The 25,768-nt window shown below is 58.8% G+C and carries 23 protein-coding genes and 2 tRNA genes; 17 read left to right on the top strand and 8 right to left on the bottom strand.

Going from position 1 to position 25,768, the window contains the following annotated elements:
- Window positions 1-10 precede the first annotated feature (10 nt).
- Window positions 11-409, top strand: coding sequence for a DUF4149 domain-containing protein (locus tag ACIGHL_RS17900; RefSeq protein WP_181690021.1), 399 nt, complete (start codon window positions 11-13; stop codon window positions 407-409).
- A gap of 26 nt (window positions 410-435) precedes the next feature.
- Here the strand turns inward: ACIGHL_RS17900 and ACIGHL_RS17895 are convergent, their stop codons facing one another.
- Entirely contained in the window at window positions 436-747 is a 312-nt protein-coding gene (locus ACIGHL_RS17895) for a YhbY family RNA-binding protein (protein WP_128120976.1), read from the bottom strand.
- Between the two features lie 81 nt (window positions 748-828).
- Here ACIGHL_RS17895 and rlmE point away from each other — a divergent pair, with 81 nt between their 5' ends.
- The 16 genes from rlmE to ACIGHL_RS17815 all read left to right on the top strand — a co-directional run bounded on the left by rlmE (window position 829) and on the right by ACIGHL_RS17815 (window position 16,706).
- On the top strand, window positions 829-1,479 hold the full coding sequence (gene rlmE / locus ACIGHL_RS17890; RefSeq protein ID WP_128120977.1) for a 23S rRNA (uridine(2552)-2'-O)-methyltransferase RlmE: 651 nt from the start codon (window positions 829-831) through the stop codon (window positions 1,477-1,479).
- Between the two features lie 189 nt (window positions 1,480-1,668).
- A complete protein-coding gene (gene ftsH, locus ACIGHL_RS17885; RefSeq protein ID WP_128120978.1) occupies window positions 1,669-3,579 on the top strand; it encodes an ATP-dependent zinc metalloprotease FtsH in 1,911 nt (636 codons plus the stop codon).
- A 16-nt stretch (window positions 3,580-3,595) separates the two neighbouring features.
- A complete protein-coding gene (folP, locus tag ACIGHL_RS17880) occupies window positions 3,596-4,447 on the top strand; it encodes a dihydropteroate synthase (RefSeq protein WP_216706965.1) in 852 nt (283 codons plus the stop codon).
- 10 nt (window positions 4,448-4,457) lie between these two features.
- Window positions 4,458-5,795, top strand: a complete 1,338-nt coding sequence (gene glmM / locus ACIGHL_RS17875) for a phosphoglucosamine mutase (protein ID WP_128120979.1) — start codon at window positions 4,458-4,460, stop codon at window positions 5,793-5,795.
- A gap of 66 nt (window positions 5,796-5,861) precedes the next feature.
- Window positions 5,862-6,617 carry a triose-phosphate isomerase gene (tpiA, locus tag ACIGHL_RS17870; RefSeq protein WP_128120980.1) on the top strand — a complete coding sequence of 252 codons (756 nt, stop codon included), beginning with the start codon at window positions 5,862-5,864 and terminating at the stop codon, window positions 6,615-6,617.
- Window positions 6,618-6,621: 4 nt separating this feature from the next.
- Entirely contained in the window at window positions 6,622-7,005 is a 384-nt protein-coding gene (gene secG / locus ACIGHL_RS17865; protein ID WP_045429699.1) for a preprotein translocase subunit SecG, read from the top strand.
- A 7-nt stretch (window positions 7,006-7,012) separates the two neighbouring features.
- A tRNA-Leu gene (locus ACIGHL_RS17860) sits at window positions 7,013-7,098 on the top strand.
- Between the two features lie 91 nt (window positions 7,099-7,189).
- A tRNA-Met gene (locus ACIGHL_RS17855) sits at window positions 7,190-7,266 on the top strand.
- Between the two features lie 128 nt (window positions 7,267-7,394).
- Window positions 7,395-7,853 (top strand): ribosome maturation factor RimP, encoded by a 459-nt coding sequence (rimP, locus tag ACIGHL_RS17850; protein ID WP_128120981.1) that lies wholly within the window; start codon window positions 7,395-7,397, stop codon window positions 7,851-7,853.
- Window positions 7,854-7,901: 48 nt separating this feature from the next.
- Window positions 7,902-9,383 carry a transcription termination factor NusA gene (nusA, locus tag ACIGHL_RS17845; protein WP_046162830.1) on the top strand — a complete coding sequence of 494 codons (1,482 nt, stop codon included), beginning with the start codon at window positions 7,902-7,904 and terminating at the stop codon, window positions 9,381-9,383.
- A gap of 28 nt (window positions 9,384-9,411) precedes the next feature.
- On the top strand, window positions 9,412-11,910 hold the full coding sequence (gene infB, locus ACIGHL_RS17840) for a translation initiation factor IF-2 (RefSeq protein ID WP_128120982.1): 2,499 nt from the start codon (window positions 9,412-9,414) through the stop codon (window positions 11,908-11,910).
- A gap of 117 nt (window positions 11,911-12,027) precedes the next feature.
- Window positions 12,028-12,417, top strand: a complete 390-nt coding sequence (rbfA, locus tag ACIGHL_RS17835; RefSeq protein ID WP_019342081.1) for a 30S ribosome-binding factor RbfA — start codon at window positions 12,028-12,030, stop codon at window positions 12,415-12,417.
- A 3-nt stretch (window positions 12,418-12,420) separates the two neighbouring features.
- Window positions 12,421-13,338 carry a tRNA pseudouridine(55) synthase TruB gene (gene truB / locus ACIGHL_RS17830; RefSeq protein ID WP_128120983.1) on the top strand — a complete coding sequence of 306 codons (918 nt, stop codon included), beginning with the start codon at window positions 12,421-12,423 and terminating at the stop codon, window positions 13,336-13,338.
- A gap of 116 nt (window positions 13,339-13,454) precedes the next feature.
- On the top strand, window positions 13,455-13,724 hold the full coding sequence (gene rpsO / locus ACIGHL_RS17825) for a 30S ribosomal protein S15 (protein WP_045429687.1): 270 nt from the start codon (window positions 13,455-13,457) through the stop codon (window positions 13,722-13,724).
- A 206-nt stretch (window positions 13,725-13,930) separates the two neighbouring features.
- Window positions 13,931-16,036 carry a polyribonucleotide nucleotidyltransferase gene (gene pnp, locus ACIGHL_RS17820; RefSeq protein ID WP_128120984.1) on the top strand — a complete coding sequence of 702 codons (2,106 nt, stop codon included), beginning with the start codon at window positions 13,931-13,933 and terminating at the stop codon, window positions 16,034-16,036.
- Between the two features lie 274 nt (window positions 16,037-16,310).
- Window positions 16,311-16,706, top strand: a complete 396-nt coding sequence (locus ACIGHL_RS17815; protein ID WP_128120985.1) for a BON domain-containing protein — start codon at window positions 16,311-16,313, stop codon at window positions 16,704-16,706.
- 54 nt (window positions 16,707-16,760) lie between these two features.
- Here the strand turns inward: ACIGHL_RS17815 and ACIGHL_RS17810 are convergent, their stop codons facing one another.
- From ACIGHL_RS17810 to pgi, 7 genes are all read right to left on the bottom strand, one after another.
- A complete protein-coding gene (locus ACIGHL_RS17810) occupies window positions 16,761-17,066 on the bottom strand; it encodes a DUF2845 domain-containing protein (RefSeq protein ID WP_128120986.1) in 306 nt (101 codons plus the stop codon).
- A gap of 13 nt (window positions 17,067-17,079) precedes the next feature.
- Window positions 17,080-17,388: a DUF2845 domain-containing protein gene (locus ACIGHL_RS17805; RefSeq protein ID WP_128120987.1), complete on the bottom strand. Its 309-nt coding sequence runs from the start codon at window positions 17,386-17,388 to the stop codon at window positions 17,080-17,082.
- Window positions 17,385-20,330 (bottom strand): DUF748 domain-containing protein, encoded by a 2,946-nt coding sequence (locus tag ACIGHL_RS17800; protein WP_128120988.1) that lies wholly within the window; start codon window positions 20,328-20,330, stop codon window positions 17,385-17,387. The genes ACIGHL_RS17805 and ACIGHL_RS17800 overlap by 4 nt, the downstream gene beginning before the upstream one ends.
- A gap of 82 nt (window positions 20,331-20,412) precedes the next feature.
- On the bottom strand, window positions 20,413-21,429 hold the full coding sequence (locus tag ACIGHL_RS17795; RefSeq protein ID WP_128120989.1) for a class I SAM-dependent rRNA methyltransferase: 1,017 nt from the start codon (window positions 21,427-21,429) through the stop codon (window positions 20,413-20,415).
- Window positions 21,430-21,504: 75 nt separating this feature from the next.
- Window positions 21,505-22,683 carry an acetyl-CoA C-acetyltransferase gene (locus ACIGHL_RS17790; protein ID WP_128120990.1) on the bottom strand — a complete coding sequence of 393 codons (1,179 nt, stop codon included), beginning with the start codon at window positions 22,681-22,683 and terminating at the stop codon, window positions 21,505-21,507.
- A 93-nt stretch (window positions 22,684-22,776) separates the two neighbouring features.
- Window positions 22,777-23,652 carry an oxygenase MpaB family protein gene (locus ACIGHL_RS17785; RefSeq protein ID WP_216706964.1) on the bottom strand — a complete coding sequence of 292 codons (876 nt, stop codon included), beginning with the start codon at window positions 23,650-23,652 and terminating at the stop codon, window positions 22,777-22,779.
- A 157-nt stretch (window positions 23,653-23,809) separates the two neighbouring features.
- Complete coding sequence (pgi, locus tag ACIGHL_RS17780) at window positions 23,810-25,474, bottom strand: glucose-6-phosphate isomerase (protein ID WP_128120991.1); 1,665 nt, start codon at window positions 25,472-25,474, stop codon at window positions 23,810-23,812.
- Window positions 25,475-25,768 lie beyond the last annotated feature (294 nt).

The raw sequence follows: 25,768 nt of genomic DNA, 5'->3' as shown, positions 1-25,768 counted from the left end.
GAGTCGACCAATGCGCGCCGGTGCGATCAGCTGGCTGCTGGCTCAGACATTCTGGGTCGGCGGGTTATGGCTTCTGCAGTTCGTAATGCTGCCGGCGCTGGCCAAGATTGGCCTGGCGCCGCTGCTGATCGAGGAAATCGCGGGCAGCCTGCAGCCTTTGCTGGTGGGCTTCGCTGCGTTCTGTGTGCTGCTTCAAGCGCTGGTGCTGATCCAGCTCTGCGGACTTCGCAGTCTTTGGCGTGATCCGCGAGGGCAGGTGTTGTTGGCTGTACTGCTACTTGCAGGGAGCCATTTTGCGGCGCGCGCCGGCATTATCGAATCACCGTACTGGTTGGTGTTCAGTTATCTGGCGATGGGGTTGTGCGGGTTGATCCTGGTGCTGCAAGTCGCTCCCGGACGGGAGCGCTAGCAGGAGTAAGGCGGCCGAAGAATGGCTCAGCTCTGAAAACGATGTACGTTGGACAGTTGCTTGTTCACATTGGGGTTCTTGCGGTAGATCAGAGCCATCTTGCCGATGGACTGAACCAGTTCGCAACCGCCAACCTTGCATAATTCCTCGGTAATCGCGCGCCGATCATCGCGCTCAGTGATTCGCAGCTGCACTTTGATCAGTTCGTGATCATTCAAGGCACGCTCCAGCTCAGCCTGAACGCCATCGGTCAAGCCGTTCTCCGATACGATCAACACTGGCTTGAGATGATGGCCGATGGATTTGTACTGTTTCTTCTGCTCGTTAGTGAGCGGCATAATTCGACCCTTGCGTCAGAACCCTGAAAATGGCGGCTAGTGTAACTGACACGCTCTGAGCCGCACAGATGAGGTAACAGCTTGGCACGCTCCAAGACCAGCCCGCGTTGGCTGAAAGAACATTTCGACGATCCCTATGTAAAGATGGCGCAGCGCGACGGCTATCGTTCTCGTGCTAGCTACAAGCTTCTCGAAATACAGGAGAAGGATCGGATATTGCGTCCTGGCATGACGGTGGTCGATCTTGGCGCCGCTCCGGGCGGCTGGTCGCAGGTCACCAGCCGCGTGATTGGGGATCGCGGGCGGCTGATTGCGTCGGACATCCTCCCCATGGACAGCATCGCTGATGTGACCTTTGTGCTCGGAGACTTCACTGAAGAAGATGTGTTCTCCGAAATCCTCCAGGCCATCGGCGACACTCAAGTGGACCTTGTGATTTCCGATATGGCCCCCAATATGAGTGGGGTGAAGGTAGCAGACCAGGCGCGCGCAATGTTTTTGTGCGAGTTGGCGCTTGATCTTGCAATGCGCGTGCTGCGGCCGGGTGGCGATTTTCTGATAAAGATTTTCCAGGGGGACGGTTTTGATGCCTACCTCAAGAATGTACGGCAGAGTTTCGACAAGGTGCAGATGCGCAAACCCCTGTCTTCAAGGGATCGGTCGCGCGAACAGTATCTACTGGCGCGTGGCTATCGAGGCGATGGCAACGAGATGGATCTTCCGCGGTCATAACGGGCATGTGATTAAACGAGCCGACCGGTGCCGGCGCCGGATTTACGGTCTAGGATGTTTCATATCGGGTTACAGACCAAGCTGCGCGTTCAGCGACGTTGTGTAGTAAGTTAGGTCGAAAGCGAACCATCGGCCGTCATGCAGGCTCCCGACAATACGCCTGCTCTAGAGGGTAGTGAATTGAACGACATGGCAAAAAACCTGATTTTGTGGTTGATCATTGCCGCTGTCCTGGTGACGGTGATGAACAACTTTTCCAGCCCCACTGAGCCGCAGACGCTCAACTATTCTGACTTCATCGAGCAGGTGAAAGAAGGCCAGGTCGAGCGCGTGACCGTCGACGGTTTCGTCATTACCGGCAAGCGCAGTGACGGTGAGACCTTCAAGACGATCCGACCAGCGATTCAGGACAATGGTCTGATCGGTGACTTGATCAACAATGATGTGGTGATCGAAGGCAAGCAGCCTGAGCAGCAGAGCATCTGGACGCAGCTGTTGGTAGCGAGCTTCCCGATTCTGGTGATCATTGCGGTCTTCATGTTCTTCATGCGTCAGATGCAAGGCGGCGCGGGCGGCAAGGGCGGCCCCATGAGCTTTGGCAAGAGCAAGGCTCGGCTGCTGTCTGAAGATCAGGTCAAGACGACGTTCGCGGATGTTGCGGGGTGTGACGAGGCCAAGGAAGAAGTTACCGAGTTGGTCGAGTTCCTTCGTGATCCAGGCAAGTTTCAACGGCTTGGGGGGCGTATTCCACGCGGCGTGCTGATGGTCGGTTCACCGGGTACTGGTAAGACGCTGTTGGCTAAAGCGGTTGCAGGTGAGGCCAAGGTTCCATTCTTTACGATCTCCGGTTCCGATTTCGTTGAGATGTTCGTCGGTGTGGGTGCCAGCCGTGTGCGCGACATGTTTGAGCAGGCCAAGAAGCATGCTCCGTGTATCATTTTCATCGACGAGATTGACGCCGTTGGACGTCATCGCGGTGCAGGTCTTGGTGGCGGTCACGACGAGCGGGAGCAAACGCTGAACCAGTTGCTGGTCGAAATGGACGGTTTCGAAATGAATGACGGCATCATCGTCATTGCTGCCACTAACCGCCCGGATGTCCTTGATCCTGCCCTGCTTCGTCCCGGCCGTTTCGATCGGCAGGTGGTTGTTGGACTGCCCGATATTCGTGGTCGCGAACAGATCCTGAAAGTACATATGCGCAAGGTTCCGCTTGGAGACACCGTTGAGCCCGCTTTGATCGCACGTGGAACGCCAGGATTTTCCGGTGCCGACCTGGCCAATCTGGTTAACGAAGCCTCATTGTTTGCTGCACGCGCCGGCAAGCGTGTGGTGGAAATGAAGGAATTTGAATTGGCCAAGGACAAGATCATGATGGGCGCCGAGCGCAAGTCCATGGTCATGTCCGAGAAAGAGCGACTCAACACGGCCTACCACGAGGCGGGGCATGCCATCGTGGGGCGCGTCGTTCCGGAGCACGATCCGGTCTACAAGGTGTCGATCATTCCGCGCGGCAGGGCTTTGGGTGTAACGATGTTCCTCCCTGAGGAAGACCGCTACAGTCTTTCCAAGCGCGCCTTGATCAGCCAGATTTGCTCCCTGTTTGGCGGTCGTATCGCAGAGGAAATGACGCTTGGCTTCGAGGGCGTTACCACCGGCGCGTCGAATGACATCATGCGTGCTACCCAACTGGCTCGTAACATGGTAACCAAGTGGGGTTTGTCCGAAAAGCTGGGCCCGCTGATGTACGCCGAGGAAGAAGGCGAAGTGTTTTTGGGGCGCAGCGCGGGTAGCCAGCACACCAATGTGTCCGGTGACACTGCGAAGCTAATCGATCTCGAGGTTCGTAGCATCATTGATCAATGCTATGGCACTGCGAAACAGATTCTCGCCGACAACCGTGACAAGCTTGATGTGATGGCTGAGACGCTGATGAAGTACGAGACCATCGACGCTGACCAGATTGATGACATCATGGCTGGCCGTACTCCGCGCGAGCCTCGTGACTGGCAGGACGGCTCCGGGCCAACCGGAACGCCCGTTCAGCCTGAAGGCGGTCGCCCACAGACACCGATTGGTGGCCCAGCTGGCGAGCACTAAGCTAAGGCTGAGTTAGATGAGTGAAAAGCCGTACTCGGCCCGGCTGTCCTGTGGCAGCCGGGTTCTTGATTTATCGCGCCCGCATGTCATGGGTATTCTGAACGTTACGCCCGATTCGTTCTCCGATGGCGGCCAGCATGCTGGTGTCGATGCTGCGTTGCGGCACGCCGCCGCAATGGTGACGGCGGGTGCGACGTTGATCGACGTAGGCGGGGAGTCGACTCGCCCGGGTGCGGGCATTGTTTCGCCAATGGAAGAGCTTGAGCGTGTTGCGCCTGTGGTAGAGGCGATTGCCCGTGAGCTTGACGTGATTATTTCGGTGGACACCTCGACGCCTGCCGTGATTCGCGAGACGGCCCGACTTGGTGCGGGTTTAATCAATGATGTCCGTTCGTTGTCTCGTGATGGGGCCCTGGATGCGGCAGCATACAGCGGGCTACCGGTGTGCCTGATGCATATGCGGGGTGAGCCTGGTGATATGCAGAACGATCCTCGCTATGACGATGTCACCAGTGAGGTCGTGAGCTTCTTGCGTGGGCGTATGGAGCTTTGCTTGGCTGCAGGCATCCCTGATGACCGGATTGTGCTCGATCCGGGGTTCGGCTTCGCTAAGACCCTCTCTCATAATCTGCACCTGTTCAACAGACTGGAACAGCTCCATGTGTTGGGGCGGCCGTTGCTTGTTGGCGTTTCCCGCAAGAGCATGGTCGGCCAGGTTTTGCAGCGCGACGTGGCGCACCGTCTATATGGAAGTTTGGCGCTTGCAGCGCTCGCTGTTGTGAAGGGTGCGGGCATCCTCCGGGTGCATGACGTGGCCGAAACGGTTGATGTGATTCGAATGATTGCCGCAGTGCAAGCGGCAGAGTAGGGATTAATTCATGGGTAGAAAGTACTTCGGCACCGATGGAATTCGGGGTCGTGTCGGCCAATTTCCGATCACGCCGGAATTTATGCTGAGGCTTGGTTGGGCGGCGGGTATGGCATTTCGTAAGCACGGGAAATGTCGCATTCTGATCGGCAAAGACACGCGGATATCTGGTTACATGTTCGAGTCGGCGTTGCAGGCTGGGCTGTCTGCCGCAGGCGCCGATGTATTGCTGCTAGGGCCCATGCCTACCCCGGCAGTTGCATATCTGACGCGCACCTTCCATGCCGACGCCGGCATCGTAATTAGTGCCTCGCATAATCCCCATCACGATAATGGGATCAAGTTCTTCTCCGGGCGCGGAACGAAACTGCCTGATGAAGTCGAGCTGATGATCGAGGAGCTGCTCGACACGCCGATGACGGTGGTGGATTCGGTGCAGCTCGGTAAAGCTTCGCGGATAAACGATGCAGCGGGGCGCTATATCGAGTTCTGTAAAAGCAGCGTGCCGACCAGTACCGATTTCAGCGGTATGAAGATCGTGCTCGATTGCGCTCACGGCGCTACTTACAAGGTGGCGCCTAGTGTCTTCCGAGAACTTGGTGCCGAAGTGGTGGTTATCGCTGCTCAGCCAGATGGGTTGAATATCAACGCTGATGTGGGGTCCACTCATGTAGCGCACCTACAGAGGGCGGTCGTCGAGCAGGGCGCAGACCTTGGTATCGCCTTCGATGGTGACGGCGACCGCGTGATGATGGTCGATCATACCGGGGCCCAAGTAGATGGTGATGAGCTGCTTTACATCATTGCCACGGACCTGCAGGACCGCGACCGCCTGGTAGGAGGTGTTGTAGGGACGTTGATGAGCAACCTTGGTTTGGAGCTGGCGCTCAAGGTGCGTGATATCCCCTTCGTTCGCGCTAAAGTCGGGGATCGTTATGTGATGGCGGAAATGCTCGAGCGCGACTGGGTGCTCGGTGGCGAAAATTCAGGTCACATTGTCTGCGCGCAGCATGCCACCACGGGTGATGCCATTATCGCCGCGCTCCAGGTTGTGCTCGCTTTGAAACGTCGCGGGCGCAGCCTGGCACAGGAGCGTCTGGCTTGGAGTAAGTGCCCTCAGGTGTTGATAAACGTTCGGTTCCGCGGTGATATGGATCCGATTGCACATCCTCAGGTTCAGGCGGTCTGTGACAGTGTTACCGAACGAATGGCAGGGCGGGGGCGCGTGCTGTTGCGTAAGTCCGGGACCGAGCCTTTGGTGCGGGTGATGGTCGAAGGCGATGATGAAAGTCAGGTTCGCTGTTACGCTGAGGAGCTGGCGAACGCCGTAACGCAAGTTTGTGCGTGATTGCCGCTTGCCAGAGGTGTTTTCGTTGAGTACCATCTGCGCCCACTTTGACCGACGAGGTAAAGCATGCGTCGCCCATTGGTAGCTGGTAACTGGAAAATGAACGGTACCCGCGCCAGCGTCGCAGAGCTGATCGAGGCGCTTCGCCAGCAGGACATTCCTGAAGTGGTCGAGGTGGTGGTGTTTCCGACGACTCTGCATCTGGTGCAGGTTGTGAGCGGCCTGGAAGACGAGGCAATCGCCGTAGGTGCTCAAGATTGTGCGGTGGATGCTGGCTTTGGTGCGCTGACGGGCGAGGAGTCAGCCTCTCAGCTGGCTGACGCGGGTTCCAATTGGGTGTTGGTTGGCCACTCTGAGCGGCGCCTGATTTTGGGCGAAAGTGACGAGGTGGTAAGCAAAAAGTTTGCAGCAGCATTGGCGTGTGGTATGAGGCCGGTGCTGTGTCTGGGCGAAACGCTAGAGCAGCGTCAAGCTGGGCAGACTCTCGAAGTGGTTGAGCGTCAGCTGGCGTGCATTTTAGCTGATTCTGGGGTTTCCGCTTTTGAGAGGGCGGTTGTGGCGTACGAGCCGGTCTGGGCGATAGGTACCGGGCTGACGGCGACGCCGCAACAGGCTCAGGAAGTGCATTCGGCTATTCGAGAGCAGCTGTCCCGTGAGGATCAACGTATCGCCCAAGGCGTGCGGCTCCTGTACGGAGGTAGTGTAAAGGCGGAAAATGCTGCTGAGCTTTTTGGCATGCCGGATATCGATGGGGGGCTTATCGGTGGCGCCTCTCTGAAAGCGAATGATTTCGGTGCGATCTGTCGTGTCGCAGGGAGCTGATCAGATGTTGCAGACTGTTGTGATTGTGGTGCATCTGCTGGTTGCCATTGGCGTGGTTGCGTTGGTGTTGCTGCAGCAAGGTAAAGGGGCTGACGCAGGTGCGTCCTTTGGTTCGGGTGCTTCGGCAACTGTATTCGGAAGCCAAGGTTCTTCTACCTTTCTAAGTCGTTTTACTGCTATACTCGCCTGCGTTTTTTTCGCTACAAGCTTGGGGTTGGCGTTTTTTGCAACGCGTCAGGCTGACCAGGTCTCCGGTGCAGGCCTGCCGGATCCGGCAGTGCTGGAGGTTCCGGCGAGCAAGCCGGTGGTGGAGGATGTGCCTGTTCTGGAAAGTGCTCCTTCCGCGCCTGTTGCAGATGAAGTGCCTCAGCTGCAGGAGCAGGATTAAGGTTTTTGCCGAGGTGGTGGAATTGGTAGACACGCTACCTTGAGGTGGTAGTGGCCATAGGCTGTAGGGGTTCGAGTCCCCTCCTCGGTACCAAACAAGCAGGCCCGCAGATGCGGGCTTTCTTGTTTTTAGTGTTTAGGTTGACCTGGTTTTGGTGCGGTCGTATAATTCGTGCCCAGTTTGACGCGGGGTGGAGCAGTCTGGTAGCTCGTCGGGCTCATAACCCGAAGGTCGTTGGTTCAAATCCAGCCCCCGCAACCAGTTGATGAAAAGCCCCTGTTAAGGGGCTTTTTATTAGCTTCAAGCCAGGTCGCCGGCATTTACAGGCGATCATCATGGATGGGCGTTTCGCCCATTTTTCATTTGTACGGCATGCACGAGGGACTTCGATGTCGAGCAAGCTAGAACAGTTGCAGGCCTTGTTGGCCCCAGTGGTAGAGGCCCTCGGCTATCAATGCTGGGGCATCGAATTCATTTCACAGGGCCGGCATTCTCTGTTGCGCGTCTATATCGATAAGCCCAACGGGATACTTGTCGATGACTGCGAAAAGGTTAGCCGTCAACTGAGTGGTGTGCTCGACGTTGAAGACCCGATCAGCTCCGATTACACACTTGAAGTGTCTTCACCTGGTATGGATCGGCCGCTGTTCACACTTGAGCAGTACAAGGCGCACGTCGGCGAACAGGTCAAAATAAAGCTGCGCTCGCCCTTCGAGGGTCGGCGCAATTTCCAAGGTCTTTTGCGCGGGATCGAGGCACAGGATGTGGTGGTGCTGGTCGACGATCACGAATATCTGCTGCCAATCGATATGATCGACAAGGCCAACATAATTCCCCGTTTTGAGTGAATCGCGGATCCCGCGGACCCCAATGGATTGCGATAGGCGAGGCGTACGATGAGCAAAGAAGTACTGCTGGTTGTGGAGTCGGTATCCAACGAAAAAGGCGTACCGGCCAGTGTGATCTTCGAAGCGTTGGAGCTGGCTCTGGCCACTGCTACCAAGAAGCGCTTCGAAGATGAAGTTGACCTGCGGGTCGAGATTAATCGGCAGAACGGTAGCTATGAAACCTTCCGCCGCTGGACAGTGGTTGAGGAAGAGGATTTCGACGATCCGGCCCATCAGCTGACCACTGACATGAAGCAGGCACAAGAAGCCAACGCCAAGGTTGGTGATGTGCTCGAAGAAAAGATCGACTCCATTGAGTTTGGTCGGATCGCGGCTCAGACCGCCAAGCAAGTCATCGTGCAGAAAGTCCGCGAGGCTGAGCGCGCCCAGGTCGTCGAAGCTTATCGCGATCGGCTCGGCGAGATCATTTCCGGCACTGTGAAGAAAGTGACCCGTGACAGCGTGATCGTTGATCTGGGTAACAATGCCGAAGCACTGCTGGCTCGGGAAGATATCATCGCTCGCGAAACCTTCCGCGTTGGTGCCCGAGTGCGTGCGCTGCTCAAAGAAATTCGCACCGAGAACCGCGGGCCGCAGTTGATTCTTTCGCGTACGGCGCCGCAGATGCTCATCGAGCTTTTCCGCATTGAAGTGCCAGAAATTGCGGAAGGCCTGATCGAGGTGATGGCCGCTTCACGTGATCCGGGCTCTCGCGCCAAGATCGCAGTGCGCTCGAAAGACAAGCGGATCGATCCGCAGGGCGCCTGTATTGGTATGCGCGGTTCGCGCGTACAGGCCGTCTCTGGGGAAATTGGCGGTGAGCGTGTCGACATCGTGCTGTGGGACGAGAACCCTGCGCAATTCGTCATCAATGCAATGGCCCCGGCTGAAGTGGCTGCCATCATCGTCGACGAAGATGCGCACGCCATGGATATCGCGGTTGGCGAAGACAACTTGGCTCAAGCCATCGGTCGTGGTGGTCAGAACGTTCGCCTCGCCAGTCAATTGACCGGCTGGACGCTGAATGTAATGACCGAGGCTGACATCCAGAGCAAGCAGCAAGAAGAAACCGGCGACATTCTGCGTAACTTCATCGAAGAGCTGGACGTCGATGAAGAGCTGGCACAAGTACTGGTCGAGGAAGGTTTCACTTCGCTCGAAGAGATCGCCTACGTTCCAATGGAGGAAATGCTCGGCATTGAAGGCTTCGACGAAGATATCGTCAATGAGCTGAGAACCCGCGCTAAAGATCGTTTACTGACTAAAGCGATCGCAACGGAAGAAAAACTGGCAGACGCCCAGCCAGCCGAGGATTTGCTCGCGTTGGAAGGCATGGACAAGACACTGGCGGTCGAGTTGGCAATGCGAGGTGTTATCACCCGCGAAGACCTGGCCGAGCAGTCGATTGACGACCTGCTCGACATAGACGGCATAGATCAAGAGCGTGCCGGCAAGCTGATCATGGCCGCCCGAGCCCATTGGTTCGAGTAAGTAATTAGCGGCCTGAGGAGAGAGATGCATGACGCAAGTCACGGTGAAAGAACTGGCCCAGGTGGTCGACACACCGGTCGAGCGACTGCTACAGCAGATGCGTGAGGCAGGACTGTCGCACACCAGCGCCGAGCAAGTAGTGACCGATAACGAAAAGCAAGCCCTGTTGGCGCACCTCAAGAGCAGCCATGGGGCCAAAGTGGCCGAGCCAAGCAAGATTACCTTGCAGCGCAAGACCACGACCAAGTTGAAAGTGAGTAACAGCAAGACCATCAGCGTTGAAGTGCGCAAGAAGAAAACCTTCGTCAAGCGCAGCCCTGATGAGATCGAAGCTGAGAAGCAGCGCGAGCTCGAAGAGCAGCGCGCCGCCGAGGAAGCTGCTCGTCAAAAGGCGGCAGAAGAAGCACGGCAGCGGGCCGAGGAAGAAGCGCGCCGTCAGGCTGAGTCTTCCAAGACTGGAACGCCAGTAGCTCCAGCTGCAGAACCGGTCGCAGCTGTAGCAGCTGAACCCGCCCCGGTCGCGCCCGTCGCTCCTCCGGTCGATGAGCGCAAGAAGGATGAGCCGCGTCGTCCCGATAAGGCTCGTAGTGAAGACGACGAGCGTCGTGATCGCAAGCAGGCTCAACATCGTCCTTCGTTGAAAGCAAAGGCGCCGCTGTCGCGTACTGCGCGTAGTGGCGAAGACGACGCTGACGGCTTCCGTCGCGGTGGGCGTGGCAAATCGAAGCTGAAGAAGCGCAACGCGCATGGCTTCCAGAGCCCGACCGGCCCGGTCATTCGTGAAGTCGCCATTGGTGAAACCATCACTGTTGGCGATTTGGCGCAGCAGATGTCGGTCAAGGCCGCCGAAGTCATCAAGTTCATGTTCAAGATGGGCACCCCGGTGACCATCAATCAGGTGCTTGATCAGGAAACCGCACAGCTGATCGCAGAAGAGCTCGGCCACAAGGTCAAGCTGGTCAGCGACAACGCGCTTGAAGAGCAGCTGGCTGAGCTGTTGAAATTCGAAGGTGAGGCGATTACACGTGCTCCGGTTGTGACCGTTATGGGTCACGTCGACCACGGTAAGACGTCGCTGCTCGACTACATTCGTCGCGCCAAGGTGGCTGCTGGCGAAGCGGGCGGTATCACGCAGCACATCGGTGCCTACCATGTGGAAACGGATCGCGGCATGGTCACCTTCCTTGACACCCCTGGCCACGCCGCGTTTACCGCAATGCGTGCCCGTGGTGCTCAGGCTACCGATATCGTCATCCTGGTAGTCGCGGCCGACGATGGCGTGATGCCGCAGACCATTGAGGCTGTGCAGCACGCCAGCGCTGCAGGTGTCCCGCTGGTCGTTGCAGTGAACAAGATCGATAAGCCGGGGGCTGATCTGGACCGCATCCGGAGCGAGCTGTCAGCGCACGGCGTTACTTCCGAAGAGTGGGGCGGCGACACCCCGTTCGTATCGGTATCCGCGAAAATGGGTACCGGCGTTGACGACCTGCTCGAAGCGGTGTTGCTGCAAGCTGAGGTTCTCGAACTCAAGGCAACTCCGTCCGCCCCAGGGCGCGGCGTTGTGGTTGAATCGCGTCTCGATAAGGGGCGTGGACCGGTGGCAACGGTCCTGGTTCAGGATGGCACCTTGCGTCAAGGCGACATGGTGTTGGTTGGCTCCAATTACGGTCGCATCCGCGCCATGCTTGACGAGAATGGCAAGTCGATCAAAGAAGCCGGGCCGTCGATCCCTGTCGAGATTCTCGGCCTCGATGGTACGCCGGACGCGGGCGACGAGCTCAGCGTGCTGACTGACGAGAAGAAGGCGCGGGAAGTGGCCTTGTTCCGTCAGGGTAAGTTCCGCGAAGTGAAGCTGGCCCGTGCGCATGCCGGTAAGCTGGAAAATATCTTTGAGAACATGGGGCAGGAAGAGAAGAAGACGCTGAACATCGTCCTCAAATCCGACGTCCGCGGTTCGCTGGAAGCGCTACAGGGCTCGCTCAGTGGTTTGGGTAACGATGAGGTGCAGGTGCGCGTCATCGGCGGCGGTGTCGGTGGTATCACCGAGAGCGATGCCAACCTTGCGCTGGCTTCCAACGCCGTGCTGTTCGGCTTCAACGTGCGTGCCGACGCCGGTGCGCGCAAGATCGTCGAACAGGAAGGTCTGGATCTGCGTTACTACAACGTTATCTACGACATCATAGAAGACGTCAAAAAGGCCCTGACCGGCATGCTGGGCAGCGATGTTCGCGAGAACATTCTCGGTATCGCAGAGGTTCGGGACGTGTTCCGCTCCCCGAAGTTTGGTGCCGTGGCTGGTTGCATGGTCATCGAAGGCATGGTGCACCGCAATCGCCCGATCCGCGTCCTGCGCGACGATGTGGTCATCTTCGAAGGCGAGCTGGAATCCCTGCGTCGCTTCAAGGACGACGTTGCGGAAGTGCGTGCCGGCATGGAGTGCGGTATCGCGGTGAAGAGTTATAACGACGTCAAAGCTGGCGACAAGATCGAAGTGTTCGAGAAAGTCGAAGTGGCGCGTTCGCTCTAACAGCAGCTGTTAGGCAAATCGGCGGCAAGCTTTCAGGAGAGATCCGGGAAGCTTGCCGTTTGCCTTTGCAGCACGACGTTTTTTTAGGTTAGCAGCTTGCTGCTCAAGGCAGATTTTATGGCCAAAGAATTCAGCCGTACCCAGCGTATTGGCGATCAGATGCAGCGCGAGTTGGCGCAGCTCATCCAGCGTGAAGTTAAGGATCCCCGTCTGGGTCTGATAACCATCACGGCAGTCGAGGTCAGTCGTGACCTGTCCCATGCCAAGATTTTCATCACGGTCATGGGCAAGGATGACGATGAAGATGCGGTCAAGGGTAATCTCCGGATTCTCAACGATGCTAGCGGTTTCCTGCGAATGCAGCTGGGCAAGGCGATGAAGCTTCGGACCGTGCCCCAGTTGCATTTCAACTATGACGCCAGCGTGCGTCGTGGCGTCGAATTGACGTCGCTCATCGAGCGAGCGGTAGCGGAAGACCGCAAGCACAGCGACGATCTTGGAGAGTAAGGTTTGGCCCAGGTAAAACGCATCCGCCGCGCCGTCAGCGGCATGATTCTTCTCGATAAACCTCGTGGTTTCACTTCGAACGCCGCCTTGCAGAAGGTTCGCTGGTTGCTCAACGCCGAGAAGGCCGGGCATACCGGTAGTCTCGATCCGTTGGCGACTGGCGTGCTGCCGTTGTGTTTTGGTGAGGCGACCAAGTTTTCGCAGTATCTGCTCGACGCTGACAAGGGCTACGAAACTGTCGCTCAGCTGGGCGTTACGACGACTACCGCTGACGCCGAGGGTGAGGTGATCGAGCGCAAGCCGGTCGCCGTCAGCCAAGCGCAGCTAGAGGCGCTTTTGCCGCAGTTTCGCGGTAATCTGCAGCAAGTGCCGCCGATGTATTCGGCACTCAAACGCGATGGCCAGCCGCTGTATAAGCTGGCGCGAGCTGGAGAGGTAGTGGAGCGCGAGCCGCGTTCTGTTACCATTGCGCGCTTGGATTTGCTGTCGCTTGAAGATGACCGTGCGCGATTGGCGGTTGCCTGTAGCAAAGGTACCTATATCCGGACGTTGGTCGAGGATATCGGGCATGCGCTGGGTTGTGGTGCGCACGTCGCCGAACTGCGTAGAACTCAAGCTGGGCCATTCGATCTCAGCCAGACGGTCAGTCTTGAAGAGCTGGAGCGGGTTCACGCCGAAGGCGGGGCAGAGGCAGTAGACGCTTTCCTGAAACCGGTCGATAGCGGTCTTGAACACTGGCCGCTGCTGCAGTTTTCCGAGCACAGCTCCTTTTATTGGCTGCATGGTCAGCCGGTACGTGCGCCGGAGGCGCCGAAGTTCGGCATGGTGCGAGTGCAGGATCACAATGGGCGCTTCATCGGTATCGGTGAGGTGAGCGAAGACGGGCGTATTGCGCCGCGTCGACTGGTTCGGTCGGAATGACCGATTCGTGGTGCACCGTGACGGTGTGCTACGTACGAGGATGGCTGTTGGCAGGCACGGTCACACCTCTTTTAAAACACGGGTTTATCCCGGCCTGTTCATAGAAGGAGCCCATCATGGCACTTAGCGTTGAAGAAAAAGCTCAGATCGTTAGCGAGTACCAGCAAGCTGAAGGTGATACCGGTTCGCCGGAAGTGCAGGTTGCCCTGCTGACCACCAACATCAACAAGCTGCAAGGTCACTTCAAGGCCAACGGCAAAGATCACCACTCGCGTCGTGGTCTGATCCGTATGGTTAACCAGCGTCGTAAGCTGCTGGATTACCTGAAGGGCAAGGACACTACTCGTTACAGCACCCTGATCGGTCGTCTGGGTCTGCGTCGCTAAGCGATGCTTGTGCGAAGCTGAATGCCAAAGCTGGAAGTGGGGTTTTCCCTGCTTCCAGCTTTTGCCTTTCAGAAGAGCGCGTTTCGGACAGCGGGAGGGACGACTCCCACCACTGCCCAAAGATTTGAGTGACAGATCCCGCGCGAGGCCATGCCCGCGGGAATGTGAGAACGTTTCCCCCAAGGCAACATAGAGAAGGAACCACCGTGAACCCGGTAATCAAGAAATTTCAATTCGGTCAATCGACCGTAACTCTCGAGACTGGCCGTATCGCCCGTCAAGCCAGCGGCGCCGTACTGGTCACCGTTGATGACGACGTGACCGTGCTGGTTGCCGTCACTGGCGCTAAAACTGCAGACCCGAGCAAGGGCTTTTTCCCGCTCTCGGTTCACTACCAAGAAAAAACCTACGCGGCCGGCAAGATTCCCGGCGGTTTCTTCAAGCGTGAAGCGCGTCCTTCCGAAAAGGAAACCCTGACCTCGCGCCTGATCGACCGACCGATCCGTCCGCTGTTTCCCGAAGGCTTCCAGAACGAAGTCCAGGTGATCTGTACTGTCGTTTCGACCAGCAAGAAGACTGATCCGGACATCGCTGCGATGATCGGTACTTCGGCTGCGCTGGCGATTTCCGGCATTCCGTTCAACGGTCCGATCGGCGCTGCTCGCGTCGCCTTCCACCCGGAAACCGGCTACCTGCTGAATCCGACCTACGAGCAGCTCAAGGCCTCGAGCCTGGATATGGTCGTTGCCGGTACCAAAGATGCCGTACTGATGGTCGAGTCGGAAGCCAAAGAGCTGACCGAAGACCAGATGCTGGGCGCGGTGCTCTTTGCCCACGACGAGTTCCAGGCCGTAGTGCAGGCCGTTACCGAGTTGGCAGCCGAAGCGGGCAAGCCGACCTGGGATTGGCAGCCAAAGGCTGAAAATACTCAGCTGCTCAATGCCATTCGCAGCGAATTCGGCGAGGCGATCTCGCAGGCGTACACCATCACCATCAAGCAGGACCGCTACGCGCGCCTGGGTGAGCTGAAAGATCAGGTCGTTGCCAAGTTCTCTGGTGAGGAAGGCCAGCCGTCCGCCGGCGAAGTCAAAGAAGCCTTCGGTGAAATCGAATACCGCACCGTTCGCGAGAACATCGTAAACGGCAAGCCGCGTATCGATGGTCGTGACACCCGCACTGTGCGCGGTCTGAACATCGAAGTCGGAGTACTCGACAAGACCCACGGCTCGGCACTGTTCACCCGTGGCGAAACCCAGGCGCTGGTCGTGGCCACCCTCGGCACTGCCCGTGACGCGCAGCTGCTGGACACCCTTGAAGGCGAGAAGAAAGATCCCTTCATGCTGCACTACAACTTCCCTCCGTACTCGGTGGGCGAGTGTGGCCGCATGGGCGCTACCGGTCGCCGTGAAATCGGTCACGGCCGTCTGGCTCGCCGTTCGGTCGCGGCCATGCTGCCGAGCGCTGATGAGTTCCCGTACACCATTCGCGTGGTTTCGGAGATCACTGAGTCCAACGGTTCCAGCTCCATGGCCTCGGTCTGCGGTGCTTCGCTCGCGCTGATGGACGCCGGTGTGCCGATGAAGGCTCCGGTGGCCGGTATCGCCATGGGTCTGGTGAAGGAAGGCGAAAAGTTCGCGGTTCTGACCGACATTCTGGGTGACGAAGATCACCTGGGTGACATGGACTTCAAGGTGGCCGGTACCGCTAAGGGCGTGACCGCGCTGCAGATGGATATCAAGATCCAGGGCATCACCGAAGAGATCATGGAGATCGCGCTGGGTCAGGCGCTTGAAGCGCGTCTGAACATTCTTGGCCAGATGAACCAGGTCATCGGTCAGTCGCGTACCGAGCTGTCGGCCAACGCGCCGACCATGATTGCGATGAAGATCGACCAAGACAAGATCCGCGACGTTATCGGCAAGGGTGGCGCGACCATTCGCAGCATCTGCGAAGAGACCAAAGCCTCGATCGACATCGAAGACGACGGTTCGATCAAGATCTTCGGCGAAACCAAGGAGGCAGCAGAGGCTGCCAAGCAGCGCGTTCTCGGGATCACCGCTGAGGCCGAGATCGGCAAGATCTACGTTGGCAAGGTTGAGCGAATCGTCGATTTCGGTGCCTTCGTCAACATCTTGCCGGGCAAGGATGGCCTGGTGCATATCTCAATGCTGAGCGATCAGCGCGTCGAGAAGGTTACCGATGTGCTCAAGGAAGGCCAGGAAGTGAAGGTTCTGGTGCTGGACGTCGACAACCGCGGCCGTATTAAGCTGTCGATCAAGGATGTGGCTGCTGCCGAAGCATCCGGCGCATAAAGCATCCCAGTGACAAGAAGAGCCCCTCGGGGCTCTTTTTTTTTGCGGTGGCGAAATGCCGCTCAAAAGGTTGCTCGCATTGAGCGTATTGCAGTCTGCACGCTTCGCTTGATCGAAACATGCAGAGTGCTAGTGGCAGAGCGGCACTACTAAGTCTTATGTGATTGAATATTAAGGGTATTTATAAAATTGAAGCTTGGCACGTAGCTTGCGGTCTATTAGGTGAATCTGCGGAGACATACCGCAGTCACTATGAGAAACAGGAGTGCCACTCATGAACAAGATCCAGACCTCTATTACTGCTGCCACCATTGCGACTGCCTTGAGCTTGCCCCTGGCAGGGGCTGCGTTCGCCGACACCACGCCTGTATTTGACGAGGCCCAACCAATGATGTTGGCTGCCAGCGACACTATGGACGCCGCTGAGCACACCGCAGACGAAGCGGGCGAGGCGATGTCTGACACCTGGATCACCACCAAAGTTAAATCTGCTCTGCTTGCTGGCGACTCGACTCCAGGCATGGAGATTGAAGTCGAAACCAACAACGGCGTGGTTTCGCTGTCAGGTACTGTGGCCACCGAAGCACAGCGTGAGATGGCGATCGACAAGGCCAAGACGATCGAAGGCGTCAAAGACGTTTCTGCAGACGGTCTGAAAGCGGTCGACTAACGGGTCAGGTAACACTGGAACCCGCTGCTTGCAGCGGGTTTCTTTTTTTGCCGGTCAGCCTCGTTCGCTATCGATGTTGCTGAGGCGGTTACCCTCGAAGCGCAGAAAATGGTACATGCCATTAGTGGGGCCATAGGTCCACTCTTCAATTTGCACCTCCTGACGAAAACCGTATTCGTCGACCAGCTCCTTATACCCGGTCGGTGCACGGCTGGTGGGCTCACCGCACTTGGCTTGTACTTCGGCTGTCGAGGCTCGCAGGCTTACCAGGTTGCTTCCGCAACGAAAGGTCGAGGAGGCCTGGGCATGTAGCGTACAGAACGTGATGGTAAGCGCAGCCAGTACGGCACTTTTTTGCATGGTGACTCCCTGATCAATTAGCTCGGCTGGTTTCGATCCGTACCAGTCGGTTTCCCTCGAATGTGAGGATGTTGAATACCCCATTGTCGGGGCCGTATACCCATTCCTCGCGCATCATTTCCCGGCGTTGGTTTGGGCCCAGTGTGTAGCCCACCAGATCACGCTGAACAGGTTGGCCACATTTACGCTCGACCTCAAAGGTGCGGTCGCCTGTGTTGATCAGGTTGCTTCCACAGCGGAGGGTGTCTGCGCCGGCTATTGAACTCGCCAAGCTGGCCGCGAACAGGACGACCACCTTCCAATGACGCCCGATTGTTCTCATTCCGCCTCCAGATGCAGCACCGTTGGGACGCCACCGTCCTGGACAGTCTGGGTGATGCCGGTATCGAGCAGGTACACCCTGTCCGCAGCCAGCCCTGCGTTGTCTACCAGATAGTCCTTGATGCTGGCGGCCCGTGCACGGCTCAGGCGCCGCAGGAGTGCCGTGCTGGTTTCACGGCTGCTTAGAATCGCTTGCCGAAGCTGCCGCGTGCGGGCTTCAGGGTCGAGACTTTGCCACTCGGCGGGTGGTTGTTGCTGCAGGCGGCTGCGATAGATTCCTTCCAACATGGCGGCCTTTTCTTCTTCACCGATTTCGAGCATGGATGGATCGGCGGGAACGGTATCACCACGTCGCTGCAAAACTTTATACCAGGTCTGCTGATATTCACGCTCGAGCCACTGTTCGGCGAGCAGTGCGCCATCAACTGCCGGAGCACTCATGCCTTCGACCTCCAGGCGGAGTACGGGGCGCTCTTTCAGTGCGCTGGCCAGCGTGTCGAGCTTACTGCGCGCTCTGCTGTCCAGTTCGCTACTACCGGGCGGGAATAGAATCTGGCTAAGATCCGCCTGTTCACGACCGACGAGTCCTCCAAGGAATTTGAAGGGTGACTTGGCTGCCCGTACTACCAGATTGCGTAACGTCTGCCAGATGATGGGCACCACGTCGAACTGCGGATTCTTGAGATCTCCCTGTACGGGAATCTTGAGCGCAATGGTGCCGCTACTGTCTTTCAATAGCGCCACCGCAAGGCGCACCGGCAGATCTACGGCCTGCTCGCTGTCGACTTTCTCGCCCAGCTGCAGCTCTTCCAGCACCACTTCGTTTTCAGCGTTCAGCTGCCCTTGTTGAATACGGTAATGCAAATCCAGGTTGAGCCGTCCCTTGCGAATGCGATAGCCCGCGAACTTGGCCGAATAGGGTGAGAGCGTGGTCAGCTCGACCTGCCTGAAGCGGGTGGTGATGTCGAGGCTCTGGAGCGGCTCGAAAGGCGTCAGGCTGCCCTCGATGCTCACGGGTGCGTAACGATCAACTTTGCCCTCTATATCAACGCTGGCAGCATTGTGCTGACGATTATCGAGGGTGCCGATGCTACCGCCGAGATCTTGGATGGCAGTGATGAAGGGCGGGCGCAGACTGAGGTCGGCGAAGTTGGCTGAGCCTTCAGCTATCTGAATACCGCCAATCCGCAACGCGAAGGGCACGTCTGGCTCGTCTGGGGAGGCAGGTGCTTCGGAGGGCGGAGTCTCTTGGCTGGGCGAAGCTGAGGGCTTGTCTACCAGCAGGTCATTGATGTTGGTCGTCAGGTCCGGGTTGATAATGAAGCGTGCATAGGGCTGGTTCAGGTCGATCTTTTCGATCTGCAGCGCGTTCGGATAGCTATAGTCCAGACCGCTGACTTGCAACGACTGCCATTTCACCAAGTCACGGTCCTGGATCGTGTCGAGCGTATGAAGCTGGGTAATCTCGGCGGAACCGCCTATATGAAATGCTAGCGGCTCGACGCCCGTCAGCTCGACCGCAAGCTGGCTCGCCAGCAGTCCGCTGCGTAACTCCAAGTGAACGAACGGCGACAAATAGGGCTGCGCCAAGCGCAAGTCGATGCCTGCCAGCGTGACGTCGAAGCTCCCCTGCATTGGGGTCAATGTCAGCTGGCCTTCGGCAAGTAGCGAACCTTGTTTACCGACCTCGGTGGTCAGCTTGAGCTCCATTGGAGCTGTGCCGCGGCTGTCGAAGTTACGCACGTCCAGATCGAGGGGCCCGAGTTCCAGTTCGACGTTCGGCTCAGGAACCTTATCAGCCAGATGCAGCTGATAGTTACGCAGTTCAGCGTCACGTAGAACTATCCGCCAAGGCTGATCAGATGTATCACCTTTCTGCGTTGGCTGAGGCTCGTCCTGCGCCGGTCGCTCCTCTGTGTCGGCTGGCTGCGGTTGCGGTTCCGCCTTGCTGGCAAGCAAGCGCTGCCAATTGAGTTGGCCGTCAGGCTCACGAATCAGCCAGCTCTCCAGTGCCTGGCTGCGCAGCTGGCCAAGGGTGAGTTGTCGTTTCGGCAAGTCCAAGGAAGCTTGGGCGATCTCTGCCTGTTCCAAACGGAGTAGAGGCTGGCCTTGGAGGCTATCGATACTCAGCGATGCCAGAGTAGCGCTCGCGTCGCTCAATTGAAGTGAAGTGCCCTTGCTGAGGTCGAGCTGGTACTCGGTCTTTAGGCTCAGCTGCCCTTCGTTAAGGGCGAGCGGTGCCATGTCGCGGACATAGGGCCAGAAGGTATTAAGTGCCAGCCCATTTATTTCAAGCTGGCCGGTGGACGTGACGGGGGAGAGGTTGAGCTGACCTTTCCATTTGATGCGTGATCCGTCCGGGCCTCTGGCAACTAGGACGGCATCCGCGGCGTCGTCCGAGCGGGTCGCAAAGTTGAGGAGCTCAAAGTCCAGCGAGTCGAGCAGGAAGTCGATCGGCTCCTGCGTTCGCTGATCAGCGAAATGCACCCGTCCGCCGGCCAGTTGCAGGCGATCGATGCGCAGGGCAAGGGGCTCTTTATCCTCTGCGGGCGTATCTTCTTTGCTGGGCAGCTCGAACAGCTCGGCCAGGTTCAGCTTGCCGTCAATATCAAACAGAACTTCGGCGTTCGGCCCGATGAGCTCGATATCCGAAAAGTGCAGGGAGCGGCTCCACAGGCTGTCCCAATCGAGGTCAACGAATAACCGCTCGAACGCCAGTTGCTCGGCATCGGGCTCGCCCATGTGCAGGTTGTGGAGTTTCAAGTTCAAGGTGAACGGATTGAACTCGATCCGCTCAAGACGAGCCGGTACCGTCGCGTATTTTGCCAGCTGTTGGTTGACGACACGCTCCGCCACTCCGGGCAGGATCAGAAAACCGAGCAGGCAATAAAGGATCAGGGCGGTCATCACGCCGATGAGCGCGTGCTTCATTCCGTTGGGCATGCGGACCTACTTTCCAGGCGATGAACTGCCTTGGAGTATGGCATGGCACGCGGGTTCCTCCTGCGCGCGCGGGCGCGTTACCTCACAACTGGAGCATCAGCACCTTGAGCGGCGGTTTGCCGTCCGTTGAAGGGAAGTCGGCGGCCGGCGGCAGTACTTGGCAGTCCTGAGCCGGCCGACCAGCCTTGGTTGCGCAGCGCAGGACCTGATCTCGCCAGTCGTCGAGATCGACCTTTGCCAGGTTGTTGCAGCAGATGAGGACGCCGTTCTCGGCGGTCGCGAGTAGTGCAGGTTTGAGCAGGCTCTGGTAGTCGCGCAGCAGGTCGACGGTTCCGAACGCGCTCTTCGACCAGGCGGGAGGATCGAGCAACACCAGATCGAACTGCTTCGGTGACAGACGCGGGTAGTCTGGCAGTGGACGGTTGCGTCGCTGCGGGATCGGCATGTCGGCGAGCTGACGGATCGCGGGAAAGTAATCCGATTGAATGAACTGCATCGGGGCCAGCTCGGGATTCAGCGCGCCGTTCTCGCGGCCGACCGCGAGGTTGCTTTCGGCGAAGTCCAGATTGCAAACCTCACGAGCGCCGCCAGCGGCAGCGCAAAGACCGACCCCGCAGGTGTAGGCGAAGAGGTTAAGCACAGACTTGCCGGCACTGTTGGCCTTGACCCAGCCGCGCACATTGCGCAAGTCCAGGAACAGCAGCGGGTCCTGGCCGCTATGGCGTGCACGGACGCGGTAGTTCAGGCCCCACTCGTGACCGATCACGTCCTCCAGTGCTGAAGGTGCTGCGCGATATACCGGATCGTTGCGGTCGATACGCGAGTTGCCTTGGGAGCGATCGTTGTAGACGAGTGCCAAGGGCAGGTCGAGATCGGTGCATATCTGCTCATGCAGGGTCAGCAGGGCGTCACGTTCAAGCGGCTGATGGAAGCTTTGTACCAGGAGCAGCGGGCCGTAACGGTCGACGGTGAGCCCTGGTGAGCCCTCCTGACTGCCGTGGAACAACCGATAGCAGTCGGTGGCCTGATGGTGCAGTTCGGAGAGCAGTGCTTCGCGATTGTGGTAGGCGGCGCGCAGCGCCTGTTCGAGAGAGCGCATGCGCGGCGACTCGGAAAAGAGGGCCGCGCAGTTTATCGGAAATTGCCGGCAATGGGCCGGCAGGCTGCCTGTCGGTCAGCGTTCGATTGCCAGCGCGACGCCCTGACCGCCGCCGATGCAGAGCGTCGCCAGTCCTTTATGGACGTCGCGGCGGATCATCTCATGCAATAGGGTCACCAGGATGCGGCAGCCCGACGCACCAATCGGGTGGCCGATGGCGATAGCGCCGCCGTTGACGTTGACCTTCTGCTGATCCCAGCCCAGCTCTTGGCCGACCGATAGCGCTTGTGCCGCAAAGGCTTCGTTGGCTTCGATCAGGTCCAGCTCATCGAGCGTCCAGCCGGCCTTTTCCAGGCAGCGGCGCGTGGCCGATACCGGGCCGATGCCCATGATCGCTGGATCGACGCCAGCGTTGGCATAGCTGGCGATGCGAGCCAGCACTGCCAGGCCAAGCGCCTTGGCCTTCTCGGCGCTCATCAGCAACACGGCTGCGGCCCCGTCGTTGAGGCTGGAGGCGTTACCGGCCGTTACGCTGCCGTCCTTCCTGAACGCTGGTTTGAGTTTGGCCAGGCTCTCTGCCGTGGTGCCCGCCCGTGGCTGCTCGTCTGTATCGAAAACCAGCGGCTCGCCCTTGCGCTGCGGAATCTCGACCGGGGTAATCTCGTCGCGCAGACGCCCAGCTTCGATGGCGGCAATTGCCTTTTGCTGTGAGGAGGCAGCGAATGCATCCTGCGCTTCGCGCGTGACGCCGTACTTTTCCACCAGATTTTCGGCTGTGATGCCCATGTGGTAGTCGTTGAACGCGTCCCAAAGGCCGTCCTGAATCATGCTGTCGACCAGCTTGCCGTGGCCCATGCGCAAGCCCGTGCGTGCGGCGGGCATGACGTACGGCGCCAGGCTCATGTTTTCCATGCCGCCGGCAATCACCACTTCGGCGTCGCCACAGCGGATCGCCTGTGCCGCCAGGTGCAGCGCTTTAAGGCCGGAGCCGCAGACTTTGTTCAGGGTCATCGCCGGTACTGCATGGGGCAGCCCTGCGTTCATGGCCGCCTGTCTCGCCGGGTTCTGCCCCGCACCAGCAGTCAGAACCTGGCCGAAGATGACTTCATCGACCTCGGCGGCATCGATTCCGGTCTGCTTGAGAAGTTGACGAATCACCGCGGCGCCCAGGTCGACGGCAGGGATGTTGGCCAGCGCGCCCTGAAAGCTGCCGACAGCAGTGCGAGTGGCGGCGACGATGACGACGTCTTGCATGATCTTGAACCTCAAGAAGGTGCGGGCTCCCGCGGGGCGCTCATGTTGGCACAGGCCTGAAGGCGGCTCCAGGTGCGGAACCTGCCGGTCACGCTAGCGTATGGGCAGGCCCATACGGCGTCGCGCTCGGTGTACCGAACCGCTGCGCACGGCCCAGCGCAAAACCGGTGCGGTTCGCCGGACAGCGATGCGGATCAGCTGTCTCTCGCGTTCGGTCTGTTGCAGATCAAGCATGCCGCTAGCCCAGTGAGGCAGCAGGTCGACGCCGGCGCGCATCATCAGCGCGCCGAAGGGTTTGGCGAGGCGACTCGGGGCGGGCGCCTCGAACAGGATGCGCACGACTTCCCGTGAACGCTCATCGCAGCGCAGCTCTGGGCGGACCGCCTCGAAGTAATCTTCCACTTCCTGTCGCGAGCGCGGCACATTGCGAGCGCCGAGCGCTTCGGCAATCCGCGCCACCTCGGTGTAGTAGCGGTCCTGTTCCTGACCTGGCAACGCCGGGTTGAGGTAACGCAGGTGCGCCTTGAGAAAGCTGCTGACTTCGGCGACATGCACCCAGGTCAGCAGGTCCGGGTCGTACGCGGCGTACGGGCGGCCGTCGGGTGCGTGGCCGGTAACCTTCAGGTGAATGGCTCGGACCCGTTCAATCAACCGCTGCGCATCGGCCTGGCTACCAAAGGTGGTCGCCGAGATGAACTGGCCGGTGCGACGCAGTCGGCCGAGCAGATCGTCGCGGAAATTCGAGTGATCCCAGACGCCGGCGAGCGCAAGCGGATGCAGGGCTTGGAGCAGCAGTGCAGAAATGCCGCCGATTAGCATCGAGGTAAAGTCGCCGTGCACGCGCCAGCAGACCGAATCCGGGCCGAACAGACCGGGGTCGCCTGGTGGGTTTTCGTAGTCGACACCGCCGATGGCCAGCCCGGTGAGGCTGAGCACCTGCGATTCGATATGACGGCGGATCATTTCCAAAAGGGCGACATCTGGCTGGGCTGGAAGTCGAATCTTACTCGATGTCCAGGCGTTACCCAGGCCCAGTCGATCAGCGTGGTGCCGAAGGCGTATCTGTGAAGCAGCGGAGGAAGGAGCACCGGACAGCGGTCAAGCGCTGTCCGGTGTTGCACATCGATCAGCCGCGATGGCGGCCGCGGAAGAAGTCGATCAACCCCTGGGTCGAGGCGTCTTCGGCGGGTTGCGCATCGAAGCTGGTCATCTGGCCGTAGACGGCTTTGCCCAGGTCCTTGCCGAGCTCCACGCCCCACTGGTCGAAGGAGTTGATTCCCCAGATCACGCCCTGGACAAACACCTTGTGCTCATAGAGCGCGATCAGCGCACCGAGGCGGCCAGGGCTGATGGTTTCCATGACCACAGTATTGCTTGGCCGGTTACCCGGAATGACCTTGTGCGGCGCCAGGCGTTCGACTTCGGCTTCGCTCATGCCTTTTGCTCGCAGCTCGGCTTCGGCCTCTTCGCGCGTCTTGCCGCGCATCAGCGCCTGGCTCTGTGACAGGCAGTTGGCGTAGAGCCACTCATGGTGATCGGCAACCGGATTGTGACTGACCACTGGCACGATGAAATCTGCCGGAATCAGCGGCGTGCCCTGGTGCAGCAGCTGGTGGTAAGCGTGCTGGCCATTGGCGCCGACGCCGCCCCAAATCACCGGTCCGGTGGTGCAGGACACTGGGGTGCCGTCCTGACGCACGCTCTTGCCGTTGGATTCCATGTCCATCTGCTGCAGGTGTTTGACGAAGTTGCGCAGATAGTGGTCATAGGGCAGGAAGGCGTAGCTCTGCGCGTCCCAGAAGTTGTGATACCAGATGCCCAACATCGCCAGCAGAATCGGCATGTTGCTTTCGAACGGCTCGTTGAGGAAGTGCTGGTCCATGCTGTACGCGCCGGAGAGCAAGTCCTTGAAGTTGGACATGCCGATGGCCAGTGCGATCGGCAGACCGATGGCCGACCATAGCGAGTAGCGGCCGCCAACCCAGTCCCACATCGGGAAGATATTCTTCTCGCGGATACCGAACTCAACGGCGGCTTTCTTGTTGCTTGTGACAGCGATGAAATGCCGGTAGAGCTTTTCTTCGGTGCCGCCTTTGCCTAGGTACCAAGTGCGTGCAGCTTGGGCGTTCTTCAGCGTTTCGAGGGTGCCGAAGGTCTTGCTGGAAATGATGAACAGCGTCGTCTCGACGTTCAGTTTGGCGGTCACCTCGCGGAACTCGCTACCGTCGATATTCGCCAGGTAATGAGTGCGCACGCCGTGCTGAGTAAAGGGCAGGAGCGCTTCGGAGACCAGCTGTGGACCGAGGAAGGATCCGCCGATGCCGATGTTGACCACGTCGGTGATGGTCTTGTCGCTGAAGCCGCGCCAAAGGTTGTTATGAATACGGGTGACGATGTCAGTCATCTGCGCCAGGGCGGCATGCACGTCACGCATGATGTTCTGCCCGTCGACCATCACCGATTCGCCCATGGGTCGTCGCAACGCGGTGTGCAGCACCGGACGATTCTCTGAGCCGTTGATTCGCTCGCCTTCGAACATGGCGCGAGCCGCTTGCTCGACGCCAGCCTCGCGGGCCAGGTTCACCAGCAGAGCGCGAGTCTCGGGGGTGATCAGGTTCTTCGAATAATCGAGAAACAGGCCGCAACAGGATACCGACAGGTCATCGAAGCGCGTCGGATCGGCCTTGAATGCCTCGCGCATGCTGAAGTTTTGCATGGTCAGGCGGTGTTCTTTCAAAGCCTTCCAGGATGGCAGGCCGGTGGCATCGAGAGGGTGCTGGTAGTAACTCATGGTTGTGCGGCTTCCTTTGCTTTGGCGGACTGTCTGCGGCTCTGCGATTCGTTCGGACAGTCATTCGATCATGCTGGCACGCTGGCATTCGTCCTGAATGTGACAGGCGCGTTCCGCTGCGGCTGGACCGCAACGGCGGCGGCGCATCCTGCACCGTCGAGACTGGTCTGACTGGCAAAAACGCGCGGCGTTCCGAAGCGTTGCGCACAGGGTACGGATAGCGGCCAGAACAGGGCGACCATTGCAGATTTCCGCCGCCAGGGGAAACCCTTTGCACACAAAAAAGCCCGCGTC

Source organism: Pseudomonas sp. NPDC077451, from assembly GCF_044543345.1.
In the GTDB taxonomy this organism is placed as follows: domain Bacteria; phylum Pseudomonadota; class Gammaproteobacteria; order Pseudomonadales; family Pseudomonadaceae; genus Stutzerimonas.
The sequence above is the reverse complement of the archived record's forward strand: the minus strand, read 5'-3'. Positions and strand labels throughout refer to the sequence as shown.

Bases quoted from the DNA above. Each gene is read 5' to 3' on its own strand.
- ACIGHL_RS17790 (WP_128120990.1), bottom strand. From the start codon at position 22,683: ATGCAAGACGTCGTCATCGTCGCCGCCACTCGCACTGCTGTCGGCAGC.
- nusA (WP_046162830.1), top strand. From the start codon at position 7,902: ATGAGCAAAGAAGTACTGCTGGTTGTGGAGTCGGTATCCAACGAAAAA.
- ftsH (WP_128120978.1), top strand. From the start codon at position 1,669: ATGGCAAAAAACCTGATTTTGTGGTTGATCATTGCCGCTGTCCTGGTG.
- tpiA (WP_128120980.1), top strand. From the start codon at position 5,862: ATGCGTCGCCCATTGGTAGCTGGTAACTGGAAAATGAACGGTACCCGC.
- rimP (WP_128120981.1), top strand. From the start codon at position 7,395: ATGTCGAGCAAGCTAGAACAGTTGCAGGCCTTGTTGGCCCCAGTGGTA.
- ACIGHL_RS17815 (WP_128120985.1), top strand. From the start codon at position 16,311: ATGAACAAGATCCAGACCTCTATTACTGCTGCCACCATTGCGACTGCC.
- ACIGHL_RS17895 (WP_128120976.1), bottom strand. From the start codon at position 747: ATGCCGCTCACTAACGAGCAGAAGAAACAGTACAAATCCATCGGCCAT.
- secG (WP_045429699.1), top strand. From the start codon at position 6,622: ATGTTGCAGACTGTTGTGATTGTGGTGCATCTGCTGGTTGCCATTGGC.
- glmM (WP_128120979.1), top strand. From the start codon at position 4,458: ATGGGTAGAAAGTACTTCGGCACCGATGGAATTCGGGGTCGTGTCGGC.
- infB (WP_128120982.1), top strand. From the start codon at position 9,412: ATGACGCAAGTCACGGTGAAAGAACTGGCCCAGGTGGTCGACACACCG.
- ACIGHL_RS17900 (WP_181690021.1), top strand. From the start codon at position 11: ATGCGCGCCGGTGCGATCAGCTGGCTGCTGGCTCAGACATTCTGGGTC.
- ACIGHL_RS17795 (WP_128120989.1), bottom strand. From the start codon at position 21,429: ATGCGCTCTCTCGAACAGGCGCTGCGCGCCGCCTACCACAATCGCGAA.
- rpsO (WP_045429687.1), top strand. From the start codon at position 13,455: ATGGCACTTAGCGTTGAAGAAAAAGCTCAGATCGTTAGCGAGTACCAG.
- rbfA (WP_019342081.1), top strand. From the start codon at position 12,028: ATGGCCAAAGAATTCAGCCGTACCCAGCGTATTGGCGATCAGATGCAG.
- pgi (WP_128120991.1), bottom strand. From the start codon at position 25,474: ATGAGTTACTACCAGCACCCTCTCGATGCCACCGGCCTGCCATCCTGG.
- ACIGHL_RS17805 (WP_128120987.1), bottom strand. From the start codon at position 17,388: ATGAGAACAATCGGGCGTCATTGGAAGGTGGTCGTCCTGTTCGCGGCC.
- ACIGHL_RS17810 (WP_128120986.1), bottom strand. From the start codon at position 17,066: ATGCAAAAAAGTGCCGTACTGGCTGCGCTTACCATCACGTTCTGTACG.
- ACIGHL_RS17800 (WP_128120988.1), bottom strand. From the start codon at position 20,330: ATGCCCAACGGAATGAAGCACGCGCTCATCGGCGTGATGACCGCCCTG.
- folP (WP_216706965.1), top strand. From the start codon at position 3,596: ATGAGTGAAAAGCCGTACTCGGCCCGGCTGTCCTGTGGCAGCCGGGTT.